A 23,287-nucleotide genomic window follows, 5' to 3' on the forward strand; every position below is an offset into this window, starting at 1 on the left:
TCCTTATTTGTGTTTTTTTTAATTTATTGTAACTAATTAATAGTTTTTTTATGTTTTTCATTTCTTTTTCGTAACAATAGTTACAAAATAATTACAACTCGTTTTTACAAGCATTATAATATATCAAGATTATGTAGAAAATATGTAGAAAAAATAAATTTTGTTTTTAAAGTTTTATAAAAAACTATTTTTTGTTATAATATAAAAATACGAAAAGGAGTGAATTAATAATGGGCTTTGTAAAAGCAGAAAATTTTACTGACCAAGAACTTTTAAATTTTATAAAAGATGACTCATACAACGAATATTTGGCAAAAAAAGCCGACAAGGTTAGACAAGAAATTTATGGCAAAGACGTATATGTCAGGGGTCTAATTGAATTTACAAATTTTTGCAAAAATGATTGCTACTATTGTGGAATTAGAAAATCAAATTCTAATATAGAAAGATACAGACTTTCTTTTGATGAAATTCTAATGTGTGCAAAAATTGGTTACAAATTGGGTTATAGAACTTTTGTTCTTCAAGGTGGGGAAGATTTATCTTATAAAGATGAAGATATTTGTAAAATTGTTGAAGAAATTAAAAAAATTCATCCTGATTGTGCTATAACTTTATCAATTGGGGAAAGGTCAAAAAAATCTTACAAGAAATTTTTTGAAGCCGGAGCTGATAGGTTTTTATTAAGAGAAGAAAGTTCAAGCAAAGATCATTATTATAAAATCCATCCAAAAGAAATGTCTTTTGAAAACAGGAGAAAGGCTCTTTTTGATTTAAAAGAAATTGGTTTTCAAGTTGGGGGAGGCTTTATGGTGGATTCTCCTTATCAAACGGATGAAGATTTGATTTCTGATTTGAGATTTTTACAAAAATTAAAACCGGATATGATAGGAATAGGTCCTTATTTATCCCAACACGATACTCCATTTAAAAATATGAAAAATGGTTCGTACAAAAAAACTTTAAGACTTATTTCTATTTTAAGATTGATGTTTCCTTATTGTTTGATACCAGCTACGACGGCGCTTGGAACAATAAATCCATTTGGAAGAGAAGAAGGTTTGAAGGCAGGTGCAAATGTCCTAATGCCAAATTTATCCCCAACATCTTACAGAGAACTTTATTCCTTATATGATAATAAAATTTGCACAGGAGATGAGGCGGCAGAGTGTAGAAATTGTTTGGAACTTAGAATAAAAAAAGCAGGCTACAATATAGTAACCCACAGAGGAGATGTGTCTTTTTATAAAAAAATGTATGAATAAAGGCTCTTTGTGAGCCTTTTAAATTTCTATAATTTTTTCTTTTTTATTTTCAAAATAGGAAATGTGGTCAAAGCCCAAATCTTTTAAATGTTTTATTCCATCATTTATTTTATAGGAAATTGTATCTGGGAAATGGGAATCTGAGCCTAGGGTTAAGATTTTTCCTCCTAGATTTTTATATTTTTCTAAGATTTCATCTTTTGGATTTGCGTAGGACAAATTATTTCTAAAACCTGCTGTATTATATTCAAAAGCTCTATTTGTTTTTATTAATTCTTTTAAAATTTCTTCAATCAAATCTTCATATAGTGAAAAATCTGGTATTACTGATTTATCTTCAAGATACCTATCAATATAGTCAATATGACCTAAAACTGAGAAGTTTTTGCAGGATTTTACAGAATCTAGCATATACCTATAATATTTTCTGTAATAATGTTTTGGATTTTTTTCTATATTTTTTCTATTTAACCAAACATCTTTAAATTCTACGGCATGGATAGAGCCGATTACAAAATCAAATGGATTTTCGTCAATAAATTTATCAATTTTATCTGCGTTTTCATAAGCCAATCCTATTTCAATTCCTGCCAAAATTTTTATTTGATTTTTATATTTTTCCCTTAGCTTATATATAGTAGAAAAATACTCATCAAGATCAAAGGAAATATCCCTGTCATTTTGGCAAAAATTATCCAAGTGGTCTGTAAATGCCATTATTTTTATTTTATTTTTTATAGCTGATTTTACATTTTCTTCTGGATTTGTATTTGAATCAAAAGAAAAATGTGAATGTAAATGTAAGTCTATCATATTGTTCCTTTCTTTTATTCTTCTTTTTTATATAATAACACAATAATACAAAACTTTTTTATTTTTGTGATAAATTTCCTATTCTACTATAAATTTTTTTGAAAATTTGATATAATCATAAATAGAAGTTAAACAGGAGAGGGGAACAATGAAAAAAAGTAAAAAAATATTATTTTTGGCTCTAAGTATGTCTTTGGCATTTTCGCCAATTAATAGCATGATTTCAAATAAGGCAAATGTTGCTTATGCTGAAGAGATTATGAGTGAGGATAAAGAATTAACTCCAGAGGAATTTATACAAAAAGCTAAAGACTTTGTAAATTCAGAAGAATTTAAGCAATATACAAAAGAAGGTCAAGACGCATATATAAAATTAATTGAAGATTTAAAAGTTGAAAATGTAGAAGAGAAAAAAGAAGAAATTTTAAAATCTATTGATAGTATAAAATTATCTTATATAAAAAAACAATACGAAGATTTGAAAGAAGAAGTTTTTAAATTAAAAGCTGAATCCTTGTCTGATGACTTGAAAAATGAACTTGATTCCTATAAAGATTCTTATGATAGTTATAAAGATTACGAAGAACAAATAAAAAATCTAAAAACTACTAAATCAAATATAGAAAATTACAACAAGGATTTAAAAAAATTCAAGGACATTTTAAAAGATGGCTTAGAAAAAAATAGAAACTTTGGCATTGATTTAAGAGAAGAAAAATTAGTTTTGGATGATGCAAATTCAAATCTAGAAAAAGTAGAAAAAGCCATTGAAACCTTAAATAATAAGGTTAAGGCATATAATGCTAAAACTTTGAAAGAAGAAATTATAGATAAGGAAGAAAATACAAAAAGTCAGTATTATTATAAAAAATCAGATGAAAGTTTGAAAAATAATTTCAATCAAAGTCTTGATGCTATAAAGAAAGCTTACAGCAAACTTCAAAACAAAGAAGAAGTTAATAATATTGATAATTTGGTAAATTCTTATAATACAGCCTACAAAAATCTTAATGGAGATAAGTTTATGGCTGAACATAAAAAACTTGTTGATTATTTTGAAAAAAATAAGGGCAAATTATCTTCATCAAATCAAAAAAAATATGCTGATTTAATTAAGGGATTACCAGATAAGGCTGATTCTAATTTGGATAGCATAAAAAAATTAAAAGCCGAAATAGAAAAAGCTATAGAAGAAAATCAACAAAAAGGGAAATTAAGTAAAGTATCAAGGAAAGTTGCAGTTAAAAAACAACCTGCCACGAAGAAAAGTCGTTCCTTTGTAAGAACAGGAGTAAAATCTGTAGGAATTGTTCTTGTAGTTTTAATACTTGCAGGAATTGCATATTTCTTTCTATCAAAGAAAAGTAAAAAATAATAAATAATAAAGAAAAATCTTCAAGTAAAACTTGAAGATTTTTTCTTTAAGAATTTATTTTATTTGAAATATTTTTGCCCTTATCTATAACTTCCAATAATTCTTTCAAAACTTCTATTCTTGCTCTTATTTTTTCGCCTTCATCTGTATCTTTTATAAGCATTCTTGGAATAAGTTTTTCAGTTTCGTAAATTTTTGGAGTATAGGCTCCCATGTTATCTCTAATGTGTGAATATGAAACGTGTTCTGCAAGGGCTACGTGGTGGGAATTATACATCAAAGTGTAGCCTGCAATGCCTGTCTTTTTTTGGTAAGGTTTTGAAATTCCACCGTCAATTACATATAATTTTCCATTTGCTCTTACTGGTTTTTTACCTTCTTTGACTCTAACTGGGACGTGACCGTTTATAATTCTTCTTCTTTCGCATTTTAAATCAAATTCATCCAAAATTTTATCGCAAATTTCTTCTTTTTTATTTAAATCATAATAAGCATTCATTTTTTCGTATTTTAAATTTTTATCATCTACCAATAAATTTTCAAAATACGAATATTGACTTTTGCCAAAAATTGGAGATTTTTTTCCACAAACCAAGTACCAGCAAATATCTTGAGCAAATTCTTTTTTCTTTGAATCATTTGAAAAATAAGCATCTCTTGCAAGCTTATCAAAAATATCAAGCATGGCTTTTCCTTTATAGGATTTGCCATTTATTTTTACTTCTTGGAAATTTCCATCAGAGTCCATTGGAATACAACCGTGAAATAAAAGCGAACCGTTGGATTTTTTGTACATTGAACCATTTGTGTACATAAATTTAATGTGCCTATTTAAAAGAAGGTTTTTTGAAAATTCTTTTTGGAGAATATCAATTATAAATTCTTCTTCATAAGTTAATTTTGATGGATTTTTTGGGTCAATAGTTGGGAAATTTGTATCAAGAAGTTTTGCTCCCTTATAGGTCATGTCATCAAAATTAATATGTTTCAAAGAATTTCTATCATCCATATTAAAATCTGGATTTCTTTCAAGAAGCAAGCTATCAAGTTTAAACCTAATTACGCTCATAGCTTTATACATTTTTGCAGCCACATCTTTATTTACCTTATCGTAAATATTTTCTTCAAAAATTTTCGGCATAAATCTCTCACATGGGTCATCCCTATAAGTTTTCATCGAAAATTCATAAAGTGGTCTTAAATTTATTCCATAACCTTCTTCAATAAAGTCAAAATTATTGTAGGAAAATGCATTGCAAAGGCAAGCTGCAATCAAAGCTTTATTTCCACTTACAGCTCCCATCCAAGCAAGATCGTGATTTCCCCACTGAATATCAACATTTGGAAAAGAAATTAATTCATCCATAATAATATGAGGTTCAGGGCCTCTGTCGTAAATATCTCCAACTATGTGGAGGCTATCAACAGAAATTCTTTGGATTAGGCTTGATAAAACAATAATAAAATCATCAGCAGCCTTATATTTTATAATATTTTCAATTATCTTTTCATAATATAATTTTTTATTAAATTCAGAATCATTTGTGTACAAAAGTTCATCGATAATTTCTTTGTAATTTGTAGGAAATTTTTCTTTTACTGTATCTTTTGGATATTTTGTAGAAACAAACCTAAACAAATTTACAAGTCTGTGAATATTAATTGTGTACCAATCATCATCAACAATATTTTCTTCCTTTAATCTTACAAGTTCTCTTTCTGGATTATAAATCAAACTTGCCAAATCGTCTTGGTCTTTTTTTATCAAAGTATCGCCAAAATATTGCTTAGTCTTATCTCTAATATTTCCAGCAGCCGACCTTAAAAGATGAATAAAAGCCTTAGCCTCTCCATGAAGATCAGAAAAAAAGTATTCAGTTCCCTTTGGAAGGTATAATTTTGCGTTTAAACCAATCAATTCATCAACTAAATGAGTCCTACTTGGATAATTTTCTCTAAGAAGATTTAAATATTTTTCGTTCATAACAAACCCTTTCATAATAATTTCAAAAAAAAGCAAGGCTAACCTTACTTTTTCTCTTTTCTATACCTATATTAAATTCAAAACAACTTACTTATTTTCTATATTTTCTTTTCTATTACTTACAATATCTTTTTGATTTGTATTTCCCTCATCTTTTTTAACAAAAACTTGAGGATTTTCTTCTATCTTATTTTCTTTGGAATTTTTATCAGAAATTTCAATTTCTTTTTCATCTTCATTTATTTTTTCAAAAGTTTTATTATCATCAACATTTATTTCATTAGAATTTTCTTCATCATAATAAACTTTGCTTTTTTCCCTAAGACCAATCATAGAACCAATAATAAGGAAAATATTAAAAATATAGCTTACAATAAAAATTTTATCTCTAAAAAACACATGGCCGATAATAGAAATAAAAATAAAGAAAAATCCTGTAAAAATATTAAATAAAAAATATTCCCCAAACTTTATAGATTTAAAAATCTTCCTATCTACAGATGCGATTAATATAAATAACAAAAAAAGCATCACAAACAAAATAGGTTTAATTATTTCAAGCGAAATATTTGAAAAGCCTAACAAATCAAAAATGGCAAAAACATAATTCCTATTTACCAATAAAGAAAACAAACTTGCCAAAAAAAGTGCCAAGCTAATAAACAAATAATAAATTGATGCTAGTCCTAAAAAAAACTTACTAATTTTTTTCATTAAATCCTCCTATTTAAATTAATTATACCACAAATATACAAAATCTACTTATCTATAAAAAACGATTTTTGATAAAAAATTTTATAGTATAATAAAAGAAAAGAAGGGAGATATTTATGGATTTTGACAAGGTAATAGATACAAGAGTTTCAACAAGAAAATATATAGATAAAAAAATTGAAAAAAATAATCTAGAAAAAATTGTAGATGCAGGAGTAAAAGCCCCAGTTGGAAATAGCTTATACGAAAATATGGCAATAACTGTAATAAGCAATAAGGATTTAATTCAAGAAATTTTAGAAGAAGCTAGAGAAATTGTAAATGATCCAAAAGCAAATCCGATTTATTCAGCTCCATATTTAATAATAATTTCAGCAAAAGAAGGTCACATAACAAGACTTGAAGATACAGCTTGCATTATAGAAAATATGGCACTAAAAGCAACAGATCTTGAAATAGGCTCTTGTTATATAAGGGGAATGTTTGAAAGATTCGATAAAGATGCAAGATTTATCAAAAAATTAAATTTAGAAGAAAATTTCTATCCAGTTCATGGTCTTATACTTGGTTATCCTAAAGAAAAATTACAAGGCAAAAATCATAAGATAAAAACAAATTATATAGACTGATTTATTTGACAAATTTACAAAAAAATATATAGTAAGTGAAAATCAAATAGAGATTAAAATAATTTGAAAAATCTCCTAAATTATTTGACATTTACTAGCGTGTAGTGATATAATAAACAATTGCTAGAATTCTAATTTAGCGAGATTTTTTATTTATGTAAAAAAGGCTTAGTTTTCTATTTTAAGCCTAGAAATTACATAAAAGGTCATAAGCAAAGTTTTAGGCTAAAAGCAAGATAAAGGAGTAATTTATAGTGCAATATCATAAAGAGTTATTTGGTAAAACTGAACGTGTTAGCTTTTCTAAATTTCCTCAAGTTCTTGATTTGCCAAACCTATTAAAAGTTCAAAAAGACTCTTATAGGTGGTTTGTCGAAGAAGGATTGGGAGAAATCTTGGAAGATATTTCCCCAATCGAAGATTATAATGGCAATTTAATACTTGAATTTGTTGGATATGATTTTGATGATGAAACAAAATATACAATAGAAGAAGCAAAATACAAAGACACAACATATTCTAGAGACCTTAAAGTTAAGGCTAGGCTTATTAATAAGGAAACTGAAGAAGTAAAAGAGCAAGAAGTATTTATGGGAGATTTCCCAATGATGACAGACTCAGCAACTTTCGTAATAAATGGTGCTGAAAGAGTTATTGTAAGTCAGCTTGTAAGAAGTCCTGGAGTTTATTATGCATCAGAGCTTGATAAATCAGGAAATAAAATGTATTCTTCAACAGTTATACCTAACAGAGGAGCATGGATTGAATTTGATACTGACGCATCTCATACAGTAAATGTAAGACTTGATCGTACAAGAAAACTTCCAGCTACAACTCTTGTAAGAGCTTTACTTTTTGAAAATGATGAAGAAATAATTGAAGCTTTAGGAGATACTGAACATTTAAGAAACACTCTTGAAAAAGAAAATTCAGAAACAAGCGAAGAAGCTTTAATAGAAATTTACAAAAAATTAAAACCAGGAGACCCTGCCAGTCTAGAATCTGCACAAAATTTAATAAATAATCTTTTATTCGATGATAGAAGATATGACCTTGCTAAAGTAGGAAGATACAAATACAACAAGAAACTAGCTTTACATGATAGGCTTATAGATCAAATTTCTGCAAAAGATGTAGTAAGTGATGAAACAGGCGAGCTTTTTGTAAAAGCTGGAGAAATGATAGATAGACAAACTGCTCTTAATATAGAAAATAGCGGAATTAATGTTGTAGACATAATTGTAAAACAAGAAAACGGTGAGGACAAAGAATTAAGAATTTGTGGAAACCACTTTGTTTATCTTGATTCTTTTGAAGAATTAGAGGGATTTGATCTTGAAGATCTTGAATTATCAGAAAAAGTATATTATCCAGTAATGAGAGAAATACTTGACGAAAATGAAGATAAAGAATCAATTATAAATGAAATTGAAAGAAGAAAAAAAGAACTTTGTCCAAAAAATATAGTAAAATCTGATATTCTTGCTGCAGTAAATTATCAATTTAACCTTTTTGAAGGAATAGGCGATGTTGATGATATTGACCACTTAGGAAATAGAAGAGTTAGAGGCGTTGGAGAATTATTACAAAACCAATTTAGAATTGGTCTTGCAAGAATGGAAAGAGTTGTAAGAGAAAGAATGACAACTCAAGATCCTGACCTTGCAACTCCTCAAGGACTTATAAATATAAAACCAGTAACAGCTGTAATAAAAGAATTTTTCGGCTCAAGTCAGCTTTCACAATTTATGGATCAAACAAATCCAATGAGTGAGCTAACTCACAAAAGAAGATTATCAGCTTTAGGACCAGGTGGACTTTCAAGAGATAGGGCAGGAGTAGAAGTAAGGGACGTTCACGATTCCCACTACGGAAGAATTTGTCCAATAGAAACTCCAGAAGGACCAAACATCGGTCTAATTACATCTCTTACAACTTATGCAAGAATTAATAAATACGGATTTATTGAAACACCTTACAGAAAAGTTGGCAAAGATGGACACGTAACAGATGAAATAGATTATTTAACAGCAGATGTTGAAGATAATTTCATAATTGCCCAAGCTAACGAGCCACTTGATGAAAATAATAGATTTATAAATGACCGTGTTTCAGGACGTGGTATAAATGGAGAAAATGATATTTATCCAAGAGAAAAAGTTGAATACATGGACGTTTCTCCTCAACAAATCGTATCAGTTGGAGCAAGTTTGATTCCTTTCTTAGAAAATGACGACTCAACACGTGCTCTAATGGGTGCCAACATGCAAAGACAAGCAGTTCCTCTTTTAAAATCCCAAGCTCCAATAGTTGCTACAGGAATTGAACATAGGGCTGCAAAAGATTCTGGTGTTTGTGTAGTAAGCAAAAATGCTGGAGAAGTTGTATATGTTGGAGATGAAAAAATCAGAATCAAAAGAGATTCAGATGGAGAAATTGATTATTATAGACTTCTTAAATTTAGACGTGCAAACCAAGGAACAACAATTAACCAAAGACCAATTGTAAAACTTGGAGAACATGTTGATGCAAATGAAATAATTGCAGATGGTCCTTCAACAGAACAAGGAGAGCTTGCCCTTGGTAAAAATATTCTCATTGCCTTTACAACATGGGAAGGATATAACTACGAAGATGCTATGCTTTTAAATGAACAATTAGTAATGGATGATGTCCTTACATCAGTTCACATAGAAGAGCATGAATGTGAAGCTCGTGAAACAAAACTTGGTGCTGAAGAAATAACAAAAGATATTCCAAATGTTGGCGATGACATGAAGAAAAATCTTGATGAAAATGGTGTTATTAGAATCGGTGCTGAAGTTAAAAGTGGCGATATTTTGGTAGGAAAAGTTTCGCCAAAAGGAGAAACTGAACTATCTCCAGAAGAAAGACTATTAAGAGCAATCTTTGGAGAAAAAGCTCGTGAAGTTCGTGACACATCACTTACAGTTCCACATGGAGAAAGTGGTATTGTTGTTGATGTCAAAGAATATAACAAAAAAGATGGAGATGAATTATCTCCAGGTGTAAATAAAGTTATTAGAGTTTTTGTTGCAACCAAAAGAAAAATTATGGTTGGAGATAAAATGTGTGGTAGACACGGTAACAAGGGTGTCGTTTCAAGAATTATGCCAAGAGAAGATATGCCTTTCTTACCAGACGGAACTCCAATTCAAATTTGCTTGAACCCATTAGGTATTCCTTCACGTATGAATATCGGACAAGTTTTGGAAGTTCACATGGGTCTTGCTGCAAGAACTATGGGATGGAAGATTGCTACACCAGTATTTGATGGTGCTTTGGATACAGAAATAGAAGAAGCTCTTGAACAAGCTCAAAAAACAGCTCCATATGTAAATAAAACAGGAAAAATCAGACTTCGTGATGGTAGGACCGGAGAAGAATTTGATAACCCAGTTACAGTTGGAGTAATGTATATGCTAAAACTTCACCACATGGTTGAAGAAAAAATTCACGCTAGAAGTATTGGACCTTACTCACTTGTAACCCAACAACCTTTAGGTGGAAAGGCGCAATTTGGTGGACAAAGATTTGGAGAAATGGAAGTTTGGGCCCTAGAAGCATACGGTGCAAGTCATACTCTTCAAGAAATGCTAACTGTAAAATCTGATGATGTTACAGGAAGAGTTAAAACTTACGAATCTATTGTTAAGGGAGAAAATGTTCCAGAACCAGGTACACCAGAATCTTTCAAAGTATTGGTAAAAGAATTACAATCTCTAGCCCTAGATGTTGAGCTTTTAGATGAAGATGGAAATGTAATTGAAATTAAAGAAAATATAGACGAACAAGATAAGTTCTCAGAAGTTGAAAAGATTGATGCATCAAAAATTAGAAGCCAATCAAAAAAACTTAGTGGAGCAAATCTTTCAGCAAAAGAAGAGGAAAAAGTAGAAGTAACAGATTCTACTAATGAAGATATAGAAGAGCTAGAAGATTAAGGGGGATTTTTTGTCAGAATTACAAGAATTTGGTGCTATGAGAATGAAAATAGCATCTCCTGAAAAAATCAGATCATGGTCCCATGGCGAAGTAAAAAAACCAGAAACTATCAATTACAGAACACTTAAACCTGAAAAAGATGGTTTATTCTGTGAGAAAATTTTTGGACCAACCAAGGATTATGAATGCTCTTGTGGTAAATACAAGAGAATTAGATATAAGGGTGTTGTTTGCGAAAAATGTGGTGTTGAAGTAACAAAATCTAAAGTAAGACGTGAAAGAATGGGACATATTGAACTTGCAGCTCCTGTAAGTCATATATGGTATTTCAAAGGAATCCCTTCAAAAATGGGTCTTCTATTAGATATGAGTCCAAGAGTTTTGGAAAAAATATTATATTTCGCATCCTATGTAGTAATAAATCCTGGAGAAACTGAATATTACGAAAAACAAGAATTATCTGAAAGCGAATATTCAGAGGCTCTAGATAATTATCCAGATGATACAGAATTTCAAGCTGAAATGGGAGCAGAAGCTGTTAAAAAACTTCTTGCTAACATGGATCTTAAAAAAGAATATGAATCTTTAATGAAAGAACTTGAAGATGCAAAAGGACAAAAGAAAGTAAGAATTTCTAGAAGACTTGAAGTAGTCGATGCATTTTTAACAAGTGGCAATAAACCAGAATGGATGATACTTGATGTTCTTCCAGTTATGCCACCAGAACTTAGACCAATGGTTCAACTTGAAGGTGGAAGATTTGCAACAAGTGATTTAAATGATTTATATAGAAGAGTTATAAATAGAAACAACAGATTAAAAAGACTTCTTGATATTGGAGCTCCAGAAATCATTGTAAGAAATGAAAAGAGAATGCTCCAAGAAGCTGTCGACGCTTTAATAGATAATGGTAGACGTGGACGTGCTGTAACAGGTGCATCAAATAGAAATATGAAATCTCTATCAGATTTATTAAAAGGTAAAAGTGGTAGATTTAGACAAAACTTACTTGGAAAAAGAGTAGATTATTCAGGACGTTCTGTAATAGTTGTAGGTCCAAATCTTAAATTTAACCAATGTGGTTTGCCACAAGAGATGGCTCTAGAATTATTCAAACCTTTTATAATGAATAAGGTTGTGGAAAAAGACCTTGCTCATAATTTAAAATCTGCAAAAAAAATGGTTGAGAAAAAAGATCCAAGAGTATATGAAATACTTGAAGAAGTAATAAAAGACCATCCAGTTTTATTAAACCGTGCCCCTACACTTCACAGACTTGGTATCCAAGCTTTTGAACCAGTTTTGGTTGAAGGAAAGGCAATGAAACTTCACCCACTTGCTTGTCCTGCTTTTAATGCGGACTTTGATGGGGACCAAATGGCAATCCATTTGCCTTTATCAAATGAAGCCCAAATTGAAGCAAGACTTTTGATGATGTCAACAAACAATATTCTTGGTCTAAAAGATGGTAAGGCAATAACAACTCCATCTCAAGATATGGTACTTGGTGCATATTATCTAACAACTATCAAAGAAGGTGCAAAGGGCGAAGGAATGATTTTTGAAAATATTTCAGAAATGAAAAAAGCTCTTTTAAATCATGATGTTACCCTTCAAACAAAAGTTGGAGTAAGAATTAAAAAAGATGAAAAAGATCCTGGAAAAATTGTAAATTCTTCAGTTGGTAGATTTATCTACAATGAAGGAATTCCACAAGATTTAGGATATGTAAATAGAAAAGAAGATCCATATTCTCTAGAAGTTGATCAAGTTACATCATCTGGTGTATTAAAAGAAATTGTTGATCGCTGCTTTAGAAAACATGGAAATATTAAAACAGCTTCAGTTCTAGATTATATTAAATCAACAGGATATAAGTTCTCAACTCTTTCAGGACTAACAGTTTCTATGTCAGATGTTACAATTCCACATCAAAAATGGGATATAGTTTCAAAAGCTGATGAAGAAGTTGATAAGTATGAAAAACTTTATAGACGTGGATTTATAACTGATAACGAAAGATATGAAAAAGTTATTGATATTTGGAGAGAAGCAACTGATGAAGTAACAGCAGCTCTTCTTGATGAATTAAAATCTGACAATAATATTAAAATATTTGCAGATTCTGGAGCCCGTGGTTCTACAAACCAAATTAGGCAATTAGGCGGAATGCGTGGACTTATGTCAAGAGCCGATGGAAAAATCATAGAAATTCCTATAAAGGCTAACTTCCGTGAAGGACTTTCAGTACAAGAATACTTTATTTCAACACACGGTTCTCGTAAGGGACTTACAGATACAGCTTTAAGAACTGCCGATTCAGGATATTTGACAAGAAGAATGGTAGATATTTCTCAAGATGTTATCGTAACAGAAGATGATTGTGGTACAGATGGATATGTAGTTGCTCGTGAATTTAAAGATGGCAACGAATTAATCGAAAATTTATTTACAAGAATTGTAGGACGTACATCATTTGAAGATATTTATGATAATGATGGGGAACTTATAGTTAGTAAAAATCAAATTATTGACGAAGATAAGGCCGACAACATTGTAGCTAATGGAATTAAAGAAGTTAAACTTCGTTCAGTTCTAGAATGTAAATCTAAACATGGCGTTTGTGAAAAATGTTATGGTAGAAACCTTGCTACAGGCAAGAAAGTAAATATTGGAGAGGCTGTAGGAATTATAGCTGCTCAATCAATCGGAGAGCCAGGTACTCAGCTTACAATGAGAACTTTCCACTCAGGAGGAATCGCAGGAGTAGGAATTACTCAAGGTCTTCCAAGGGTTGAGGAGTTATTTGAAGCAAGAAAACCAAAAGGACTTGCTTTTATTGCAGAAAACTCTGGAACAGTTTCATTAATTCAAAATGAAAAGAAAACTGATGTTGAAATTTTATCAGAAGATGGATATTCTAAAAAATATAATATTCCATTTGGAGCAAGACTTTTAGTATCAGAAGGAGATGTGGTTGAAAAAGGACAACAACTTACAGAAGGTTCCCTTGATCCACACGATGTATTAAAAGTTTTAGGAAAAGTTGGAGTTCAAGATTATATAACCAAAGAAGTTCAAAAAGTTTACAGACTTCAAGGTGTAGAAATTGACGATAGACATATAGAAGTTATTACAAAGCAAATGCTTAAAAAAGTAAAAATAGAAGATGCTGGAGATACAGAATTTTTACCAGGTTCATTGCAAGAAATTAGAGAAGTAAGAATTGCAAATGAACAAATGGAAGAAGAAGGCAAAAAGCCATGTAAATATTCTCAACAACTTCTAGGAATTACAAAAGCATCACTTGCTACAGAATCTTGGTTATCAGCAGCATCTTTCCAAGAAACAACAAGAGTTCTTACAGATGCATCAATAAAAGGAAAAGTTGATGATTTAAAAGGACTAAAAGAAAATATAATCATAGGAAAACTAATACCAGCAGGTACAGGAATGAAAGTCTACAATGACTTTGATATTAACTATGAAAATAAAGACCTTGAAGATGCACAAATCCAAATGAATATAGAAGAAGTAGAAAATAGAGAAAAAGAAGCATTAAATGAATAAAAAACAAGAGCCAGCATAAGCTGGCTCTTTTATATTGTATTTATAATATTTAAAACTATAAATACCAATAATAAAATTATAGTTAGTTTTTTGTATTTTATATCTTTAAAATTAAAATCAACTTTTTGAACTTTTGCTAGAAATATGGAAAAAATCAAAAATCCTAGGGAATAAATTAATGATCTTGTCAAAGATTCTTGTTGACTGTTTTTATAAATGTAAAAAAAAGCCAAATATTGAATAAGCAAAACTAAACTTGCAGCACAAGGAAGAGCATGAATATATTGTCTGTAATTTTCTTTAGAATTCATAAAATTCTCCTTTCCAATAAATTCATTATAGGGGATTTATTTGAAATATACAAATTAATTTTTAAGTGACTCTTGCAAATTTATAATAAATAATTTAGAAAGAGTCACTTATTATTTTCAAAAAAATTAAGATAGGATAAATAAAAACGCGTTTTAGGAAAAAGATTTCTTTGCTATAAATACAAATTAATTGTTAAAATTAAAACATATATGAAGATTTAATGAAATCGATTGACTTAATCATTGAAAAGATTTAAAATTTAATTAAGTATAGTTTTAATATATAAAAATATGTCTATATGATTTTAAATAAAAAGGAGGAAGTATGGCGAATATTTTAGGACCAGATGAGATTTTGGACAAGGTCAGTAATGCTTATGTGAATAAGGCTAGGGCAAAGGAAAAAAGACTTTTTATCCTTTCATTTTTGGCAGGAGCTTTTATAGCTTTTGCAGCAGCAGGATCAAGTTTTGCATCTTTTAATTTGTTGGCAAATAAAGATACTTTGGGTCTTGGCAAATTAGTTCAAGGTTTGTGTTTTACTCCGGGCTTGATTTTTGTATTAATTGCAGGAGCTGAGCTTTTTACTGGAAATAATTTAATGCTTATTTCTGTATATGATAAAAAAATCAATATAAAAGAGCTTTTGAGAGCTTGGGGCATTGTTTATTTGGGTAATTTTATTGGATCAGTTTTTGTAGCATTTTTAATGATGAAATCAGGTCAATGGAATGCATGCGATTCTATGCTTGGGGCAAGAACAATTTTGATTGCAAATTCTAAGGTAAATCTTGGATTTTCTGAGGCTTTTATCCTTGGTATTTTTTGTAACTGGCTAGTTTGTTTGGCTGTTTGGATGTCTTTTGGATCTGATAGTCAAGTTGGCAAGATGCTTTGTGCATTTTTCCCAGTAATGTTGTTTGTTCTTTCTGGTTTTGAGCATAGTATTGCAAATATGTACTATATTCCAGCAGGGATTTTTGCAAAATCTATTCCAGCTTATGTTACTGCAAGTGGACTAGGAGATGGACTTAACACACTTACTTGGTCAGGATTTTTCATCCATAATTTACTCCCAGTAACACTTGGAAATATTGTTGGTGGAGGAATTTTTGTAGGTTTAGCTTATTGGTTATCATTGAGAAAAAAAGAGGATTAAATATGAAAACTATAAAAGGAAATTTTGTTTTTGACAAAGAAGAAAATAGAGAAAAAATCAATGAATTTAAAAAATTTATTGAAAAAAACAAGGATAGAAAAGGACCTTTGATGCCAATTTTACAAGAGGCTCAAAGTATATTTGGATATTTGCCAGATGAGATGATGGAACTTATTTCAAATAAATTAAATATTCCATTAGCAGAAGTTTATGGGGTTGCAACTTTTTATTCACAATTTACCTTTGTACCAAAGGGAAAAACTGATATACATATTTGCCTTGGAACAGCTTGTTATGTAAAAGGGGCTGCTGATATTTTAAATGAATTTGAACAAAGACTTGGTATAAAAAAAGGCGAGACCACTCCTGATGGAAAATTTTCTATTTCAGAGACAAGGTGTCTTGGAAATTGTGGGGCAGCACCAGTTGTTGAAATAAATGGCGAGCAAGTGGAACATTTTACAAAAGATGATGTTTCTAAAGTTTTGGAAGAAAATAAGTAGGTGAATTATGATAAATTTGGAATATCTTGAAAATATAAAAGAAAATACGAAAGTTTCCCATCCAGAAAAACTTGAAAAAACTGATGATATTCAGGTTAAAATTGCCCTTAGAAATTGTGGGGTTATTGATCCAAGAAGTATTGATGAGTACATAGCAAGGGGCGGATATTTTGCCCTACATAAGGCCCTATCAGAAATGGATAGGAAAGAAATCATTGAAATTATTTCAAATTCAATGCTTCGTGGAAGAGGTGGAGCTGGTTTTCCTACTGGGAAAAAATGGCAAACTGCTTATGATTATGATGTAGATAAAAAATATATAATTTGTAACGCCGACGAGGGAGATCCTGGTGCTTATATGGATAGGTCAATTCTTGAAAATGATCCCCATTCAGTTCTTGAAGCCATGGCTATTGCTGGATATGCAATTGGAAGTGATGAAGGATTTATTTATGTAAGGGCTGAATATCCAAAGGCTGTTGAAAGTTTAAAATATGCTATAAAAGATGCTGAAGAAAAAGGTTTTCTAGGAAAAAATATTATGGATTCTGGTTTTAATTTTACAATTGAATTAAGACTAGGTTCAGGTGCTTTTGTTTGTGGAGAATCTACAGCCTTGATGGAATCTATCGAGGGCAAAAGAGGAATGCCAAGGGTTAAAATTCACCGTACAGCTTTTAGGGGCTTGTGGCAAAAACCTACAGTTATAAATAACGTAGAAACTTTGGCAAATGTTGCTCAAATTATTATAAACGGAGCTGATTGGTACAGAAGTATTGGTACAGAAAAATCTCCTGGAACCAAAGTTTTCTCCTTGGTTGGAGATGTAAAAAACAGTGGATTGATTGAAGTTCCTATGGGAACAACTTTAAGAGAAATTATTTATGATTTGGGCGGAGGAATAGAAGGCGACAAAGAATTAAAAGCTGTTCAAACAGGTGGACCATCTGGTGGATGTATTCCTGCAAAATATTTGGATTCATCTGTAGATTATGAAACTTTAAAAGAATTAAATTCAATTATGGGTTCAGGTGGAATGGTAGTTATGGATGAAAATACTTGTATGGTTGACATAGCAAGATTTTTCCTCGACTTTACTTGTGATGAATCCTGTGGAAAATGCGTTCCTTGTAGGGAAGGTACAAAAAGAATTTTGGAAATTCTTGAAAGAATCGTAGCAGGAAAGGGAAAAATGGAAGATATTGATAGGCTTGAAGAGTTAAGCGAATTGGTAACAGAGGCTTCTCTTTGTGGTTTGGGAAAATCAGCAGCCTTTCCAGTAATTTCTACCTTAAAATATTATAAGGATGAATACATAGACCATATTAAAAATAAACACTGTCCAGCTGGATCTTGTAAGGCATTATTATCCTATAAAATCGAAGATAATTGTATAGGATGTGGAACTTGTAAGAGAAATTGTCCTGTTGGATGTATTAGTGGAAAAGTTAAAGAAAAACATACAATTGATCAAGAAAAATGTATCAAGTGTGGAACTTGCTATAATGTTTGTCCAATAAAACCAAAAGCTGTAGTAAAGGGATGATCTTATGACAGATATTACAATAAAAATTGACGGAAAAGAAATAAAAACTCAAAAAGATAGGTTTGTTTTGGATATAGCAAGAGAAAATGGGATAGAAATTCCTGCGATTTGCTATGATCCAAGTTTAAAGGCCTTTGGTGGATGTAGACTTTGTATAGTTGAAATTACAAAAAATGGCAGAAGTAAAATTGAAACATCTTGTTCAGCAAGGGCAAGTGATGGGATGGAAGTAAAAACTCAAACAGAAGAATTAAGAGAAAAAAGAAGAAATATCTTACAACTTTTACTAGATTCTCATCCAAATGATTGCCTAACTTGTCAAAAAGCTGGAACTTGTCTTTTACAAAAATATGCCTACGAATATGATGTAAAATTTAGAGACCATGATGGGGCGAAAAGAGAAGAAAATTATGATTTATCTAGCCCTTATATTTATAAAGACAATTCAAAATGTATTCTTTGTGGAAAATGCGTGCAAATTTGTAGGCAAGTAGAAGAAAGGGCAATTTTATCTTTTGCCGACAGGGGCTATGATTCTTATATAGCTTGTGATTTGGGAGAAGATTTTGCTCATTCCTATTGTGTTTCTTGTAACAGGTGCGTTTCAATTTGTCCAGTAGGAGCCTTGGTTGATAGAAGGCTTATGGGAAAAATTAGAAATTTTGAAGGAGAAACTAAAGAAGTTAAGTGCAAGGTTTGCGATTATGGATGTGATTTTAATCTTCATTCAAAAGATGGCAAAAATATTGCAGTTACTGCAAAAAAACCTGGAAGTGGAAGACCACTTTGCTTGAAGGGAAGAATGATGACAGAGTTGATGTTTTTAGATAATCCAGACACACCATACATGAAAGGGGCTGGAGAGTTTAAAGAAACTAATTGGATGACTGTCACAGGTTTAAATAATGTTTATAAAAAAATTGAAAAAATAGAAGACAAAGGAGAATAATATGAAAGTCATAATAAATGATTTTGAATATAATCTTGATACTCCTAAGACTATTCTTGAATTTTGTAAGGAAATTGGCATAAAAATTCCTACCCTTTGTAAGGATGAAAGACTTTTGCCAAACGGAGCTTGTAGACTTTGTATAGTTGAAATCGAAGGATACAAAACTCCAGTAACAGCTTGTTCACAAAAATTAAAAGATGGGATGAAAATTTACACTCATAGTGAAAAAATAATGAAAATGAGAAGAGAAATTTTGGATTTATTATTTTCAAACCATCCAAATGATTGCTTAAGCTGTGATAAGTCTGGAAAATGTAAATTACAAAATTATTGCTATGAGTATGGAATAAGTGAGGGATCTTTTAAAAGAGAGATAAAAGATTTACCAATAGATTTTTCAAATAAATTTTATTCTTACGATCCTAATAAATGTATAAAATGTGGGATTTGTGTAAGTGTGTGTAATAATCTACAAAATAGCAACGCCATAAGTTTTGTTGATAGGGGATTTGATACATATATTGGAACACCTATGGATAAGGGACTTGGTTCTTGTGATTGTGTTTCTTGTGGAAATTGTGTTTCAGCATGCCCTGTTGGAGCCTTAAATCCTAAGAAAAAATACGAAGAAGATAAGTTTAGGTATTGGGAAGTAAGAAAAGTTCAAACAACTTGCTCATATTGTGGAGTAGGTTGCCAAATAAATTTACTTATTAAGGGAAATAGGGTTGTTGAAGTTGAACCAATTAATACAATTCCAAATGATGGACTCTTGTGTGTAAAAGGAAAATTTGCTCACAAATTTGTGAACCATCCTGATAGACTTACAAAACCTTTAATAAGAAAAAATGGAAAATTAGTTGAAGCATCTTGGCAAGAAGCCTACAGAGTCATAAAAGAAAAATATGATGAAATAATGGAGAAAAAAGGTCCAGATGGATTTGGTGGATTTTCTTCAGCAAGGTGTACAAATGAGGAAAATTATTTATTTCAAAAATTTGTAAGAACAGTTTTTAAAACTAATAATGTCGATCACTGTGCTCGTCTTTGCCACGCTTCAACCGTAGCAGGCCTTGCAAACACTCTTGGAAGTGGAGCAATGACAAACAGTATTGCAGAAATTGAAGGAACCGATGCCTTTATAATAATTGGAACAAATACAACGGAAAACCACCCAGTTATTGGAACTAAAATCAAAAAAAGAGTTAAAGAAGGGGCTAAACTTATAGTTATAGATCCTAGGGAAATTGAACTTGCAGATTATGCAGATATTTATTTACAAATAAAACCTGGAACAAATATTGCGGTTTTAAATGGCCTAATGCATATAATTTTAAAAGAAAATCTTCACGATATGGATTATATAAACGAAAGATGCGAAGGTTTTGAAGAATTTAGAAAAACTGTAGAAAAATATACTCCAGATCTTGTTGCAAAAATTTGCCATATAAACAAAGATGATCTAATAAAAGCTGCAAGAATGTATGCAAAAGCAAATAAGGGTGCTTTATATTATTCAATGGGAATCACCCAACATTCATCAGGAACAAATGGAGTAAGATCAACTTCAAACTTACAAATGCTTACAGGAAATGTTGGTTTTGAATCTACAGGAATAAATCCATTGAGAGGACAAAATAACGTTCAAGGAGCTTGTGATATGGGAGCTCTTCCTACAGATTATACAGGCTATCAAAAAGTATTTATCGATCCTGTAAGAGAGAGAATGGGACAGTTTTGGAAAAGAGATCTTCCTGATAAAAAAGGTTTGACAATTACAGAAATGATGGATTCAGCAAACAGAGGAGAGCTTTCATTTTTATATATAATGGGAGAAAATCCTATGATTTCAGATCCTGACCAAAATCATATCAAAGAAGCTTTGAAAAAATTAGATTTTCTACTTGTTCAAGATATTTTCTTATCTGAAACAGCAGAATTTGCTGATGTAGTTTTACCAGCAGCATCTTTTGCAGAAAAAGACGGAACTTTTACAAATACAGAAAGAAGAATTCAAAGAATAAATAAGGCAATTGATCCTATTGGAGAAGCCAAAGCTGACTGGCAAATTTTGATGGAAATTTCTACTCTTTTAGGATATGAAGAATATTATGAAAATCCTAGTGAAATTATGGATGAAATTGCAGGATGTACTCCTTCATACGGTGGAATTTCTTACAAAAGACTTAAAAACGAATCTCTTCAATGGCCTTGCACAAACAAAGACCACCCTGGAACAAAATATTTACACAAAAATACAATGGCAAGGGGCAAGGGACTTTTTGTACCAATAGATTATGAAGAGAGCAAGGAATTACCAGATGAAAAATATCCATTGATTCTTACAACTGGAAGAATGCTTTACCAATATCATACAAGAACTATGACAGGAAAAATTGAAGGATTAAGTGAAATTGCAGGAAAATCTTATATAGAAATTTCCCCACAAACTGCAAAAATTTATAATATAAAAAACGGTGAAAAAATTAAAGTTTCATCAAGACGTGGAAGTGTAGAATCTTATGCGAAAGTAACAGAAAAAATTAATCCAGGAGTTGTATTTATGCCTTTCCATTATGTTGATGGACCAGCAAATAGGCTTACAAATCCAACCCTTGATCCAATTGCAAAAATTCCTGAGCTTAAAGTTGCAAGTGTTATGATTGAAAAAATAGAAAGGAGCTCTTATGTATGATCCAATAAAAATAATTAGCCTTGCCATGGAAATGGAACTATATGGCCACAATTTTTATAAAGATAATGCAGAAAAAAGCCAAAACCTACAAACTCAAGCAGTTTTTAAGAAATTATCAAAAATTGAATGGGGTCATTATGAATATCTAAAAAATCTTCTTTCCAAATACAAGGGAGAAGATGTAGATGAAAAAGATTTGACTTTGCCAAAGGATAATGGGGAAGAATTTTTTGACCAAAGAAAAGAAAGCGAAAATTTGGACCAAAATTTGGAGCAATCCATGATTCCTGATATGAATGTTTTGAGAATGGCATATCTTATTGAAGAAGATTTTAGGGATTATTATAAATCTATGGCAAAAAAAGTTGATGATGGAGAATTGAAAGAAATTTTAGAAAACTTTTCTAGTTGGGAAGATGAACACGCAAATATCTTCAAAAAAGAATATGATAAGTTGATGGACCAATACATGAACATTAGCTGGGGTGGCTGATGGGAAATAAAAAAATGACGGCTCTCCTTCTTTGCGGCGGAAAAAGTACAAGGATGGGAGTTGATAAACAAAAGTTATCCTATAATGGTGTCTATTTGATTGACACCATTATAGAAAACTTGGCAAAAAATTTTGATCAAATCATAATTTTGTCAAATGAAAAAAACTTTTTTGAAAATAGGTATAAAAATTATAAAAATGATATACTAATTAAAGAAGATATAATAAAAAATATTGGCCCCTGTGCAGGATTGTATAGTGGCCTTATTTATGCAAAAAATGAGGATAATTTCTTGATTGCCTGCGATATGCCGTATTTTAATCAGGCTTATATTGATTTTTTAAAGGAAAAATCCTATGAAAAAATTTTGGCCTACAAAAATGAAAAATATTTTGAGCCTTTTTTTGCCCTTTACAAAAAAGAATTGGCAAAAGATTTGGAAAAATATATAAAAAAGGGTGGACGCAGTTTGAATGGTTTTTTGAGAGAAATTTCTCCTACTGTGATAAAAAAAGAAGAAATAAAAGATATTAAAAATGTGGAGAAAATTTTTAGAAATTTAAATTATCCAAAGGATTGGAAAAAATTTATAGAAGAGAGTAAAAATGGATTCAGTTAAAAAATACAAAATTGAAAAAATAGAAAAATACAAGGACCTAAGCTTGATGGATGAGGTCATTGTTGAATATCCTTTAGAAATTTATGTAAATGGGGAAAAATTTAAAAGATTAAGCTTAACCCCAATTGAAATAGAAAATCTTGTCATAGGTCATCTTTATAGCGAAAATCTTATTAATTCAATAAGTGATATTAAAAATTTGAAAATAGAAGAAAATAAAGTTTATGTGGATTTAAAAAAGGAAAAATCTAAAAAAAAGACTAGGGAAATTAAAAATCAAACAATTGATAGGGAAAAACTTTTTGAATTTTCAAAGAGATTTCAAAATGAATCCGAAATTTTTAAAAGAACAGGTGGAGCTCATTCTTGCGCCCTTGTAAAAAATTATGAGATTATAAAATTTGAGGAAGATGTTTCAAGGAGCAATGCTGTTGATAAATTGATTGGCTATATTTTAAAAAATGAAATTGATTTATCTGATAAATTTATTTTTACATCTTGTAGGATAAGTGAAGTAATTTTGGAAAAAATTTTAAATGTTGGTTTTAATCTTTTAATTTCTCAGTCATGCCCAACAAGTTTTGCAGTTGATTTGGCAAGGGAGAAAAATATAAATTTGATAGGTTTTGCAAGAGGCGAGAGATTTAATATTTATAATAAAAATGAAAATCTTTCGATAAAATGAGGTTGGT

Annotated in this window: 17 protein-coding genes; 13 read left to right on the forward strand and 4 right to left on the reverse strand. The window is 30.5% G+C overall.

Annotation, left to right across the window (positions count from 1 at the left end; genetic code table 11):
• Positions 1–230: 230 nt before the first annotated feature.
• Entirely contained in the window at positions 231–1,265 is a 1,035-nt protein-coding gene (gene hydE, locus HMPREF0078_RS00925; protein ID WP_004838136.1) for a [FeFe] hydrogenase H-cluster radical SAM maturase HydE, read from the forward strand.
• 18 nt (positions 1,266–1,283) lie between these two features.
• On the opposite strand, the gene HMPREF0078_RS00930 is transcribed toward hydE, so the two are convergent.
• A complete protein-coding gene (locus HMPREF0078_RS00930; RefSeq protein WP_004838137.1) occupies positions 1,284–2,078 on the reverse strand; it encodes a histidinol-phosphatase HisJ family protein in 795 nt (264 codons plus the stop codon).
• 148 nt (positions 2,079–2,226) lie between these two features.
• Here HMPREF0078_RS00930 and HMPREF0078_RS00935 point away from each other — a divergent pair, with 148 nt between their 5' ends.
• The gene (locus HMPREF0078_RS00935) at positions 2,227–3,453 is read left to right on the forward strand and encodes a V-type ATP synthase subunit I domain-containing protein (RefSeq protein WP_004838138.1); all 1,227 of its coding nucleotides are present in this window, start codon (positions 2,227–2,229) and stop codon (positions 3,451–3,453) included.
• Positions 3,454–3,499: 46 nt separating this feature from the next.
• Here HMPREF0078_RS00935 and HMPREF0078_RS00940 read toward each other — a convergent pair whose 3' ends face one another.
• Together HMPREF0078_RS00940 and HMPREF0078_RS00945 are read right to left on the reverse strand one after the other, a co-directional pair.
• Positions 3,500–5,437, reverse strand: coding sequence for a fructose-bisphosphatase class III (locus HMPREF0078_RS00940; RefSeq protein WP_039920351.1), 1,938 nt, complete (start codon positions 5,435–5,437; stop codon positions 3,500–3,502).
• Positions 5,438–5,524: 87 nt separating this feature from the next.
• A complete protein-coding gene (locus HMPREF0078_RS00945) occupies positions 5,525–6,151 on the reverse strand; it encodes a hypothetical protein (protein ID WP_004838140.1) in 627 nt (208 codons plus the stop codon).
• A gap of 116 nt (positions 6,152–6,267) precedes the next feature.
• On the opposite strand from HMPREF0078_RS00945, the gene HMPREF0078_RS00950 reads away from it, so the two are divergent.
• The 3 genes from HMPREF0078_RS00950 to rpoC all read left to right on the forward strand — a co-directional run bounded on the left by HMPREF0078_RS00950 (position 6,268) and on the right by rpoC (position 14,316).
• Complete coding sequence (locus HMPREF0078_RS00950) at positions 6,268–6,780, forward strand: nitroreductase family protein (RefSeq protein ID WP_004838141.1); 513 nt, start codon at positions 6,268–6,270, stop codon at positions 6,778–6,780.
• 254 nt (positions 6,781–7,034) lie between these two features.
• Entirely contained in the window at positions 7,035–10,745 is a 3,711-nt protein-coding gene (rpoB, locus tag HMPREF0078_RS00955; protein WP_004838142.1) for a DNA-directed RNA polymerase subunit beta, read from the forward strand.
• A gap of 10 nt (positions 10,746–10,755) precedes the next feature.
• Entirely contained in the window at positions 10,756–14,316 is a 3,561-nt protein-coding gene (gene rpoC, locus HMPREF0078_RS00960) for a DNA-directed RNA polymerase subunit beta' (protein ID WP_004838143.1), read from the forward strand.
• A 29-nt stretch (positions 14,317–14,345) separates the two neighbouring features.
• Here rpoC and HMPREF0078_RS00965 read toward each other — a convergent pair whose 3' ends face one another.
• Positions 14,346–14,627, reverse strand: coding sequence for a hypothetical protein (locus tag HMPREF0078_RS00965; RefSeq protein ID WP_004838144.1), 282 nt, complete (start codon positions 14,625–14,627; stop codon positions 14,346–14,348).
• Between the two features lie 325 nt (positions 14,628–14,952).
• Here HMPREF0078_RS00965 and HMPREF0078_RS00970 point away from each other — a divergent pair, with 325 nt between their 5' ends.
• The 8 genes from HMPREF0078_RS00970 to HMPREF0078_RS01005 are packed head-to-tail and all read left to right on the forward strand — an operon-like array spanning position 14,953 to position 23,280.
• Positions 14,953–15,786, forward strand: a complete 834-nt coding sequence (locus tag HMPREF0078_RS00970) for a formate/nitrite transporter family protein (RefSeq protein ID WP_004838145.1) — start codon at positions 14,953–14,955, stop codon at positions 15,784–15,786.
• A 2-nt stretch (positions 15,787–15,788) separates the two neighbouring features.
• Positions 15,789–16,289, forward strand: coding sequence for an NADH-quinone oxidoreductase subunit NuoE (gene nuoE / locus HMPREF0078_RS00975; protein WP_039920354.1), 501 nt, complete (start codon positions 15,789–15,791; stop codon positions 16,287–16,289).
• Between the two features lie 7 nt (positions 16,290–16,296).
• Positions 16,297–17,835, forward strand: a complete 1,539-nt coding sequence (locus HMPREF0078_RS00980; RefSeq protein ID WP_004838147.1) for an NADH-ubiquinone oxidoreductase-F iron-sulfur binding region domain-containing protein — start codon at positions 16,297–16,299, stop codon at positions 17,833–17,835.
• A 4-nt stretch (positions 17,836–17,839) separates the two neighbouring features.
• Positions 17,840–18,784 carry a 2Fe-2S iron-sulfur cluster-binding protein gene (locus HMPREF0078_RS00985; RefSeq protein ID WP_004838148.1) on the forward strand — a complete coding sequence of 315 codons (945 nt, stop codon included), beginning with the start codon at positions 17,840–17,842 and terminating at the stop codon, positions 18,782–18,784.
• A gap of 1 nt (position 18,785) precedes the next feature.
• Positions 18,786–21,482 (forward strand): formate dehydrogenase subunit alpha, encoded by a 2,697-nt coding sequence (gene fdhF, locus HMPREF0078_RS00990; protein WP_004838149.1) that lies wholly within the window; start codon positions 18,786–18,788, stop codon positions 21,480–21,482.
• A complete protein-coding gene (locus tag HMPREF0078_RS00995; protein WP_004838150.1) occupies positions 21,475–21,975 on the forward strand; it encodes a ferritin family protein in 501 nt (166 codons plus the stop codon). Before fdhF ends, HMPREF0078_RS00995 begins: the two co-directional genes overlap by 8 nt.
• Entirely contained in the window at positions 21,975–22,595 is a 621-nt protein-coding gene (gene mobA / locus HMPREF0078_RS01000; protein ID WP_004838151.1) for a molybdenum cofactor guanylyltransferase, read from the forward strand. Before HMPREF0078_RS00995 ends, mobA begins: the two co-directional genes overlap by 1 nt.
• Positions 22,582–23,280, forward strand: a complete 699-nt coding sequence (locus HMPREF0078_RS01005) for a formate dehydrogenase accessory sulfurtransferase FdhD (protein WP_004838152.1) — start codon at positions 22,582–22,584, stop codon at positions 23,278–23,280. Before mobA ends, HMPREF0078_RS01005 begins: the two co-directional genes overlap by 14 nt.
• Positions 23,281–23,287 lie beyond the last annotated feature (7 nt).

The sequence above is a fragment of the Anaerococcus vaginalis ATCC 51170 genome (assembly GCF_000163295.1).
GTDB lineage: Bacteria > Bacillota > Clostridia > Tissierellales > Peptoniphilaceae > Anaerococcus > Anaerococcus vaginalis.